This window comes from Streptomyces sp. NPDC057638 (assembly GCF_042800315.1).
Taxonomy (GTDB): domain Bacteria; phylum Actinomycetota; class Actinomycetes; order Streptomycetales; family Streptomycetaceae; genus Streptomyces.
This window is the reverse complement of record NZ_JBHVHF010000300.1, coordinates 1-9,487: the sequence shown is the minus strand read 5'-3', so window position 1 is coordinate 9,487 and position 9,487 is coordinate 1. Positions and strand designations below refer to the sequence as shown.

5 protein-coding genes and 1 pseudogene are annotated in these 9,487 nt (G+C 69.6%); 1 reads left to right on the top strand and 5 read right to left on the bottom strand.

Going from position 1 to position 9,487, the window contains the following annotated elements:
- Positions 1-44: 44 nt before the first annotated feature.
- The 5 genes and pseudogenes from ACFVIM_RS28870 to ACFVIM_RS28850 form a co-directional block, all read right to left on the bottom strand.
- Positions 45-1,064 carry a TerC family protein gene (locus ACFVIM_RS28870; protein WP_384307300.1) on the bottom strand — a complete coding sequence of 340 codons (1,020 nt, stop codon included), beginning with the start codon at positions 1,062-1,064 and terminating at the stop codon, positions 45-47.
- A 439-nt stretch (positions 1,065-1,503) separates the two neighbouring features.
- On the bottom strand, positions 1,504-3,699 hold the full coding sequence (locus tag ACFVIM_RS28865; RefSeq protein WP_384307303.1) for a TerD family protein: 2,196 nt from the start codon (positions 3,697-3,699) through the stop codon (positions 1,504-1,506).
- A 237-nt stretch (positions 3,700-3,936) separates the two neighbouring features.
- Entirely contained in the window at positions 3,937-4,515 is a 579-nt protein-coding gene (locus tag ACFVIM_RS28860) for a TerD family protein (protein ID WP_384307298.1), read from the bottom strand.
- A gap of 302 nt (positions 4,516-4,817) precedes the next feature.
- Positions 4,818-6,968, bottom strand: coding sequence for an excinuclease ABC subunit UvrB (gene uvrB, locus ACFVIM_RS28855; RefSeq protein WP_384307295.1), 2,151 nt, complete (start codon positions 6,966-6,968; stop codon positions 4,818-4,820).
- Between the two features lie 513 nt (positions 6,969-7,481).
- Positions 7,482-8,286 (bottom strand): annotated as a pseudogene (locus ACFVIM_RS28850) (MHYT domain-containing protein); the annotation flags it as partial.
- Between the two features lie 275 nt (positions 8,287-8,561).
- On the opposite strand from ACFVIM_RS28850, the gene ACFVIM_RS28845 reads away from it, so the two are divergent.
- Complete coding sequence (locus ACFVIM_RS28845; protein WP_384307292.1) at positions 8,562-9,443, top strand: glycerophosphodiester phosphodiesterase; 882 nt, start codon at positions 8,562-8,564, stop codon at positions 9,441-9,443.
- Positions 9,444-9,487 lie beyond the last annotated feature (44 nt).

Genomic DNA, 9,487 nt, shown 5'->3' with positions numbered 1-9,487 from the left:
ACCATGTGTCGTCCGCCCCCGCTCCGGGAGCCAGGAGTGACCCGTCAGGCCTCGACGGAGTCCTTGTCCTTGGTGGTCGTGGGACCGTCACCCTTGTCGGCGGCCTCGGCGGCCTCACGCTCGGCCTGCTTCTTCGACGCGATGAGGCTGGTGATCGTGGTGACGATCAGCACACCGCAGATGACGGAGAGCGAGAACGTGATGGAGATCTCCGGCACGTGCACACCGCTCTCATGCAGCGCGTGCAGCACCAGCTTCACTCCGATGAAGCCGAGGATCACCGAGAGGCCGTAGCTCAGGTGGACCAGCTTCTTCAGCAGTCCGCCGATGAGGAAGTAGAGCTGACGCAGACCCATCAGGGCGAACGCGTTGGCCGTGAAGACGATGTACGGGTCCTGGGTCAGACCGAAGATCGCCGGGATGGAGTCCAGGGCGAAGAGGATGTCGGTGGTACCGATGGCGAGCATGACCACCATCAGCGGGGTCATGATCCGCTTGCCGTTCTCACGGATGAACAGCTTGGTGCCGTGGTAGCGGTCGGCGACGCCGAACTTCTTCTCGATGGACTTCAGGACCCGGTTGTCCGGAGCCTCGTCCTCCTCCTCGTCGGCACGCGCCTCCTGGATGAGCTTCCAGGCGGTGTAGATCAGGAACGCGCCGAAGATGTAGAAGACCCAGGAGAAGCTGGAGATGATCGCCGCACCGGCCGCGATGAAGATCGCTCGCAGCACCAGCGCGATCAGCACACCGATCAGCAGCACCCGCTGCTGGAGGTGGGAGGGAACCGAGAACTTCGCCATGATCAGGACGAAGACGAAGAGGTTGTCGACGCTCAGCGACTTCTCGGTGATGAAGCCCGCGAAGAACTCCCCGGACGCCTGGCTGTTGCCGAAGATCAGCAACCCGATTCCGAAGAGTGCGGCGAGCACGATCCAGACGATCGTCCAGATACCGGCTTCCTTGATCGACACGTCATGGGGCTTGCGCCCGATGAAGAAGTCGACCGCGATGAGGGCACTCAGACCAAGGATCGTGAGCAACCACAAGTTGAATGAAACGTCCACTGCGCCTCCGGCGTCGTACGGCTACTGATCAGCGTCGTCGCTGCCGGAGGTCTCTTCCACCCGAGCGGTCCTAGCCGCGCGGGCCGACGCCCCGGGACCGGTGATGTCGGTCCGTACTGACGAGAACGTCGCAGTTGGGAATACTCCCCTCCGCCCATACGAGCGTACAGGAGTACAAAAGCAAGGGTAAAGAGGTTGGTAAAGAGAGATTCAAATCCGCAGATGAGAGGTGTCGCGAAGATCATACTCGCAGCGCCCTTTTCCCGCCGCGCGCCCCTTGACAGCACACGACGGAAACACTTCCGCGCAACCCGGGCCCCCGCGGCTGACGCCCCGGTGGATCACCCCGGGACTCGCCACCGTACGGGACGCCCGCGGCGCGGGGGCGTGATCGCGCCACATTCCCCGACCGCCCCCTTCAGGAGCCGACCGGCACCCCTCAGCGGCCCCAGGAGCGCCGGGCCGCCGTGACCCGGTCGAGGACCTGGCTGAGGACCTGGCTCCCCATCGGGATCGCCGGGGGCTGATAGGTCCAGGCGTGTCGCACCCACGGGTCGGCGAGATGGTCGTCGGGAACGGGCGTGATCCTCAGCAGTGACCGCCACAGGGGATCCAGGACCGGACCGTACGCGCTGGCGTCCTCACGGTCCGCCACCATCATCAGATGCACCCCCACCGCGGGCCCCTCGTCGGCGAGGTAGCGCAGCTGGGTGACGGCCCGGTCGTCGAAGCCGTGCGGGAAGTCATGGACGATGAGCAACTGCTCCGAGGTGTCCAGGTCCGGGGGAAGGGCGTCGGGCGCTCCGCCGCGCACCGCCATCGAGACCAGGTCCACCCGCTGGGTGAGCCGTGCCAGCGTCGCCCGCACGCCCTGGGCACCGTGCGCGGGCAGCCCGGCGAGCGCCCCCGACCGGACCAGCGGGGCGAGCGCGGCGGCCCCGGTGCCCGCCGGGTCGATGACGTGGACGGTGAAGTCACCCGGCGGATGGACGGCGAGCAGCCGGGCCGCGTGGGTGACCGCGCACTCCATGGCCAGTCGCCGCAGATGCCCGTCGTCCAGCATCATCGCGGCCTCGGAGCCCGTGCGTCCGCTGTCGATCCACAGCCCGCGCTCCAGGGGCAGCCGGACCAGGAACGGGATCGCGAGTTCCGGCGTCTCCGGCAGATGGAGGTCGCCGAGGCGCAGCGCCATCGGCGTCTCCATGGGCACTCGGTAGGCGTGCCAGACGGGGTTGTCCCAGCGGGCGAAGGCGGGCGGCAGAGCGGGCTCGACCACCTCGGACTCGGCGGTGAGCTGTGCGAGATCGCGGTCGAGCACCTCCCGCGCCCGCATGGTGAGCTGCTCGCACTTCATCCGCGCCGCCTCCCGGGCGGCCTCCCCCTCCGGGCCGACACGGCTGTACGGATGTGAGAGGGCCTGGTCCAGTTCCTGGTCCAGCCGGGACTCGGCGAACTCGACGGCACTGCGGTAGGCCGCGACGGTACGGGCCAGGTCCTCGAACATGGCCCAGACCTGGTTGTAGAGGCGTTCCTCCATCGACCAGCCCGTGGCGTCGCCCGCGACCGGACGGGCGGGGCGCCCCGGCTCCGCCGCGGGCGCGGCGACCGGCGGCGGAGGCGGCGCGGAGCCGCGGCGACGCGGATGGGAGTAGCTGATCCGCCCACCGGACGCGTCACCAGGGGTGCTGGTATCGGTGACGGGTGCCCCGGGGCCGGACGCGTCTCCTGGTGGCGCGTCGGCCGGTTCGGAGGGCACCGGCGGCGGGGAGGCCGGGATCCCGGCCCCGGGACCGTGTGCGGAGGCACCGGCCTGCGGACGTCCGGCGGAGGACCCCAGGGCGCCGGGAGGTTCGGCGGTCGGCGTGGTGAGGGCACCCGGGAGGCCACTGGACGGGGTCGTACCCGACGGGGCGGCTCCGGCCCCCTGGAGTTCCCCGGAGGCCGCGCTGTCCGCCCCGGCCGCCGGTGTCTGACCGGGCCGGGCGCCGACCGACGCCCCATAGACACCACCGACGCCTCCGACACCCCCGGGGCCGCCGGGGCTTCCGGGGCCGCCGGTCCACAGGGACGCGGGCGCGCCCTGGGACAGCCCGCCCGTGGCGGCCCGCTGGATCTCGTCGGCCCGCTCCCGGGCCCCGTACACCCGCTGGTCCGCGAGGAGCTCGGGCAGCCCGCCCCCGTACCCCTGACCGACCGCGCGGACCTTCCACCCGCCCTGCCGCCGGTAGAGCTCGATGGCGATCAACGCGGACTCCCGGTCGAGTCCGGTGATGGTGAAGCTGGCCAGCTCACCGCCGTCACGGCCGACGACGGTGACGAACGGCGCGGCCGAGGCGCCGAAGCACAAGGGTCCCCCGGCTCCCTCGGGAAGCGCCAGCACCACATGAACCCGCTCTATGGCGGCGGGCACCGCGGCCAGGTCCACACCCACCAGGGGTTCGGCGGTCAGCTCCGCCGGTAGCGATATCCCCGCCACGGCCGGTGCGCCGGGGTGGGCTATCCCGCTCTCACCGATGGTGCCGCCTTCATCGACACAGGTGACACAGGCCACGACGGGATGTCCGGCCGAGACCCGGATCTCCAGATGGATATCGGGCAGTGGATGGTTCTGCCCCCGAACCAGCTCGGCCGTCATCGACTCGTCCCCTTCGATTCGACGCAGTTTCGACATAGCGCGGTGGTGCGTGGCGTGGTCCACACCACGCGGTGAACGCGGGACCCACTCATGCGGAGCGGGCACTACCGCTTGACGGTCCTCATCCGGAAAGCGCCCCCGCGCCCCGCCCCACCTCGTGGGCGGGGGCGCCCCCCGTTCCGGTACGGGACCCCCTGCAAACGCACGGGCGGGCCGGTCGGCCGCCCGTGCGGTGGTTCACAGATGCGGCAGGATCGCCGGGACCAGGTCCTCGAACGTGCGGCCGTTGGCCGGATTCCCCATCGCCGTCATCTTCCAGCCATCGCCGACCCGGTGAACCTTCGCCATGATCTGCGCGGTGTAACGGCCACCGCCGTCGAGCGTGTAGCGGGCCAGCTCCTGGCCGTTGCTCTCGTCGACGATGCGACAGAAGGCGTTCTGCACCTCTTGGAACGTCTGGCCCGAGAACGAGTTCACGGTGAAGACGATCTGGTCGATATGGACCGGCACCCGGGGCAGATCGACGAGGATCGCCTCGTCGTCGCCGCCGGAGCCCGCGCCTCCCACCAGGTTGTCGCCCGTGTGCTTGACCGAGCCGTCGTTGCTGACGAGATGGCGGAAGAACACCACGTCGACGGGGTGCTTGTCGGCGAAGAGCACCGCCGAGGCGTCCAGGTCGATCTCCTTGGTGCGCGAACCGAACAGACCACGGCGCGCCGCCGCCTGCCAGCCGAGTCCCATCCGTACGGCGGTGAGGGCGCCCCCGTCGCTCTTCGCCAGGCTGATGGCCTGACCCTTGGTCATGTTGACCGTCACGCGCTGTCCCCTTCTCCCTCTCCGTGCCGCGCCGCTGCGGCTCGGCTGGCAGCACCCTACGCAGTCACGTCACTGGTGCGGCACAATTGGCCGGTTTTTGTGTCGTTCTTGCAACACACCCCAGGTGTAAGCCGGGAGAGGCCCGCAACACCGCTTCGCACCCCTCCCGTTCGCCCCGTCCCCACGCCTTCCGGTCACCCCGTCCCTGGTCCACCGGATGACCGGAAAACGCTCCCGCCGACGGTGCCTCTCGGCGGCGGAGCCGACGGCCCACCGGGCGACCGGGGTGCCGACGGCATGTCTCAGGCGAGGCCCGCCTCCTTCATCTGCCTCAGCTCCTTCTTCAGCTCGCCCACCTCGTCGCGCAGCCTGGCGGCGACCTCGAACTGGAGATCCGCCGCCGCGGCCCTCATCCGCTCGGTCATCTCCTCGATGATCGCTGTCAGCTCCGCGGCCGGCCGGTCGGTGAGCACCTCCCCCTTCGCGGCGCCCTTGCCCCTGCCCTTGCCCGCCGTCTTGCCCGTGCCCTTGCCACCGAGGGCGGGGACCGGCGCCTTGGCGCCCTTTCCGGGGGCCGTGGACTTGCGGTAGTCCGTACCGAGCAGTTCCTCGGTGTCGACCTCCTCCCGCGCGATGGTGGCCACGATGTCGTTGATCTTCTTCCGGAGCGGCTGCGGGTCGATGCCGTTCTCCGTGTTGTACGCGATCTGCTTCTCGCGGCGGCGGTTGGTCTCCTCGATGGCCTTCTCCATCGCCGGAGTGATCTTGTCGGCGTACATATGGACCTGACCGGAGACATTGCGCGCCGCACGGCCGATGGTCTGGATCAGTGAGGTCCCCGAGCGCAGGAAGCCCTCCTTGTCCGCGTCGAGGATCGCCACCAGCGAGACCTCGGGCAGGTCGAGCCCCTCTCGCAGCAGGTTGATGCCGACCAGCACGTCGTACTCACCGGCGCGCAGCTCACGCAGCAGCTCCACCCGGCGCAGGGTGTCGACATCGCTGTGGAGATAGCGGACCTGGATGCCCAGCTCCAGGAAGTACTCGGTGAGGTCCTCGGCCATCTTCTTGGTGAGCGTGGTCACCAGCACCCGCTCGTCCTTCTCGGTACGCAGCCGGATCTCGTGGACCAGGTCGTCGATCTGGCCCTCGGTGGGCTTGACCACGACCTGCGGGTCGACCAGGCCGGTGGGGCGGATGATCTGCTCCACGAAGCCGTCGCCCCGGGAGAGCTCATAGGCGCCCGGGGTGGCCGAGAGATAGACCGTCTGCCCGATGCGCTCGGTGAACTCCTCCCATCTGAGGGGCCGGTTGTCCAGCGCCGACGGCAACCGGAACCCGTGGTCCACCAGGGTCCGCTTCCGGGACGCGTCGCCCTCGTACATCGCGCCGATCTGCGGGACGGTGACATGCGACTCGTCGATGACCAGCAGGAAGTCCTCGGGGAAGTAGTCGAGGAGGGTGTTGGGCGGCGAGCCCGGCTCCCGGTCGTCGAAGTGCATCGAGTAGTTCTCGATCCCGGAACAGGAACCGATCTGGCGCATCATCTCGATGTCGTACGTCGTCCGCATCCGCAGCCGCTGCGACTCCAGGAGCTTGCCCTGCTTGTCCAGCTCGGCCAGGCGCTGCTCCAGCTCCTTCTCGATGCCGGTGACCGCCTTCTCCAGCCGCTCGGGCCCGGCGACGTAGTGGCTGGCGGGGAAGACGTACAGCGACTGGTCGTCACTGAGGATCTCGCCGGTGAGCGGATGGAGGGTGGACAGGGCCTCGATCTCGTCGCCGAACATCTCGATCCGGACGGCCAGCTCCTCGTAGACCGGGAAGATCTCGATGGTGTCGCCACGGACCCGGAAGGTGCCCCGGGTGAACGCTGTGTCATTACGGGTGTACTGGATGTCCACGAAGCGCCGCAGCAGCTGGTCCCGGTCGATCTCGTCGCCGACCTTCAGCGGCACCATCCGGTCGACGTACTCCTGTGGGGTCCCCAGGCCGTAGATGCACGAGACCGAGGCGACGACCACCACATCACGCCGGGTGAGCAGCGAGTTGGTCGCGGAGTGCCGCAGCCGCTCGACCTCCTCGTTGATGGAGGAGTCCTTCTCGATGTACGTGTCCGACTGCGGTACGTACGCCTCGGGCTGGTAGTAGTCGTAGTACGAGACGAAGTACTCGACGGCGTTGTTCGGGAGCAGCTCGCGGAACTCGTTCGCGAGCTGCGCGGCCAGGGTCTTGTTCGGCGCCATGACAAGAGTGGGGCGCTGGAGCCTCTCGATCATCCAGGCGGTGGTCGCCGACTTTCCGGTGCCGGTGGCGCCGAGCAGGACGACGTCCTTCTCCCCCGCGCGGATACGGCGCTCCAGGTCGGCGATGGCCGTGGGCTGGTCACCGCTGGGCTGGAAGGGACTGACGACCTCGAAGGGCGCCACCGTACGTTCGATCGTGGAAACAGGCCGCATGGATCCACCGTACGACCCGCCACTGACAATCGGGCCCGGAGTCGGCTCCAGGACCGCCGACGGCAGCGCGGTACGGCGGCCCTGGAGCAGCATCACCCCTGGTCAGAGGCGGTCAGACGCGGTCAGCCTCGGTCAGGCGGGGGCGCCAGGCCCGCACCCCCGGCCGGCCCGGTCGGGCCGGAACGCCGGTGGGTCACCAGCCGTCGGCGCGCGGTGGCTCACGGTGCGCGGGGCCGTTCGGCGTTCCGCCGCCCTGGGGCTGCCACGGCCCGGCTCCGTTGTCCTGGTGCTGCCAGGCCCCGGCCCCGGTTCCGGCACCGCTGTCCTGGCGCTCCCAGGCCCCGGCACCGGCTCCAGCCGGCGTTCCGCCGCTCTGGGACCCCCACGATCCGTTGCCGTCCTGGCGCGGCCACGCCGCGGCCTCATCGCGCTGCCACGCGCCGGGCGCGGGTTGCGCGGCCTTCTCGAAGGGCGCGGTCTGCGGTGCGGTGGCGGGCTGCCGCGCGGCGCGGTCATGCATCGGCTGCGCCGGGATGCCGGGCTGGAGGGGCGTGCGGCGGGTCGGCTTCTGCCAGTCGGGATCGCCCATCACCAGCATCGGGTCGAAGATCACCACGACCGCGGCGAGCAGCAGGAAGACCGCGGGTCCCAGCAGCATGGGCGCGAGGAGGCTGGTGGGCGAGTCGCCGGAACCCACCGCCGTGCCGGGGGCGCCGTGCAGATGGACGCTGACCGAGGCCATGCCCGTGTAGTGCATGCCGGTGACGGCGATGCCCATGACCAGACTGGCGCCGAGGCTGGCGAGGAAGCCGTGGATGGAGACGGCGGCCCAGAGGGCGGCGGTCGCCGCGACGACCGCGATCACCACGGAGAGGGCGACGATCGGAGTGCTGTATTCCAGGCGTCCCTGGAAGCGCATACCGGCCATGCCCAGGTAGTGCATGGAGGCGACGCCCAGGCCCGTGATCGTGCCTCCGGTGACGAGCGCCATGGGGGTCGCCCCCCGGTACCCCACGATGAAGACGCCGATGCCCACCATCACGACGGCCACCGCGAGGCTGGCATAGGTGACGGGCCGGTCGTAGGAGATGGGGGCTTCGGCGATGGTGAAGCCCATCATCGCGATGAAGTGCATGGACCAGATGCCCACGCCGATGGACGCCGCTCCCAGGAGCAGCCAGCCCATCTTGAACGATTCCTCGTTGCGCACCGATCTGGTGGTGCAGCGAAGCCCCAGCGCGCCGCCGACGCAGGCCATCACAAAGGCCACCAAAGGTGTGACAAGGCCATAGCTGAAGCCGTCGAGAGTTCCCTGCATTCCGTGCGTCCTTCGCTCCGTGTGGTCCCGGCGATCCCCTTGCGGCGGTCCCCGTGTCCGCTGCTGGAACGTCTGTTCAGGGGGCGAGAGTATGTCCCAAACACCGTTAAGCAAACATTTGGGCGGAGATGTATCCGCACAGAGACCATCATGTGATGTGTCCTCAGAAGGGTGGCTCCCCCGTACCTTCACCTTCTGGCCACACTTCACCTGTTCCGTGGTGACCTACGGATGCCACGCTCACCGCGTCCTGACCGATGTCGTGAGGAGTCACGGTGTACGTATGTTCCGCCGCAGCAACCTCCGCCGCCCTGCTGGCAATCGGCGCCACCCTGCTGACCGGCCCCGTCGCACAGGCGGCCCCGGCCGCCGGGGATCGGCGGGGGGATACTCTGGTCATCGCGCACCGGGGTGCCTCCGCCTACGCGCCCGAGAACACCCTGGCCGCCGTCGACCTCGCCGCCCGTATGGGGTTCGACTGGGTCGAGAACGACGTCCAGCGCGCCAAGGACGGCGAACTCGTCGTCCTCCACGACGACGGCCTGGCCCGCACCACCGACGTGGAGCAGCGCTACCCGGACCGCGCGCCGTGGAAGGTCAAGGACTTCACGGCCGCCGAGATCGCCACCCTGGACGCGGGTTCCTGGTTCGGCTCCGCGTGGGCGGGCGCCCGGGTGCCGACGCTGACGGAGTATCTGCGCCGGGTGGACCGCAACGACCAGCGGCTGCTCCTGGAGATCAAGCGCCCCGAGCTGTACCCGGGCATCGAGGCCGACACCCTGCGCGTCCTGCGGGAGCAGGGCTGGCTGGACCGGGCCCACGTCAAGCGGAAGCTGGTCATCCAGAGCTTTGGCGCGGACACCGTACGGACCGTGCACCGGCTCCGTCCGGACGTGGTCACCGGCTTCCTGGGCACGCCCGCCGTCGCCGACCTGCCCGCCTACGCGGCCTTCACCGACCAGATCAACCCCTCGCACACCACCATCACCGCCGGGTACGTGGCCGCCGTCCACCGGCTCAAGGGCCCCCACGGGAAGCGGCTGGCGGTCAGCACCTGGACCGTGAACGACGCGGCGGGCGCGGTCCGGGTCGACGACTTCGGTGTGGACGGCATCATCACCGACCGTCCGGACGTCGTCCGCGACGCCGTCGGCTGACCGCTCTCCCCGGGGATCCAGCGGCCGCCGTCACGGTCGGCGGC

What these genes read in the sequence shown, in the direction of transcription:
- ACFVIM_RS28865 (WP_384307303.1), bottom strand. Translation starts at nt 3,699, where the DNA reads ATGACGGCCGAGCTGGTTCGGGGGCAGAACCATCCACTGCCCGATATC.
- uvrB (WP_384307295.1), bottom strand. Translation starts at nt 6,968, where the DNA reads ATGCGGCCTGTTTCCACGATCGAACGTACGGTGGCGCCCTTCGAGGTC.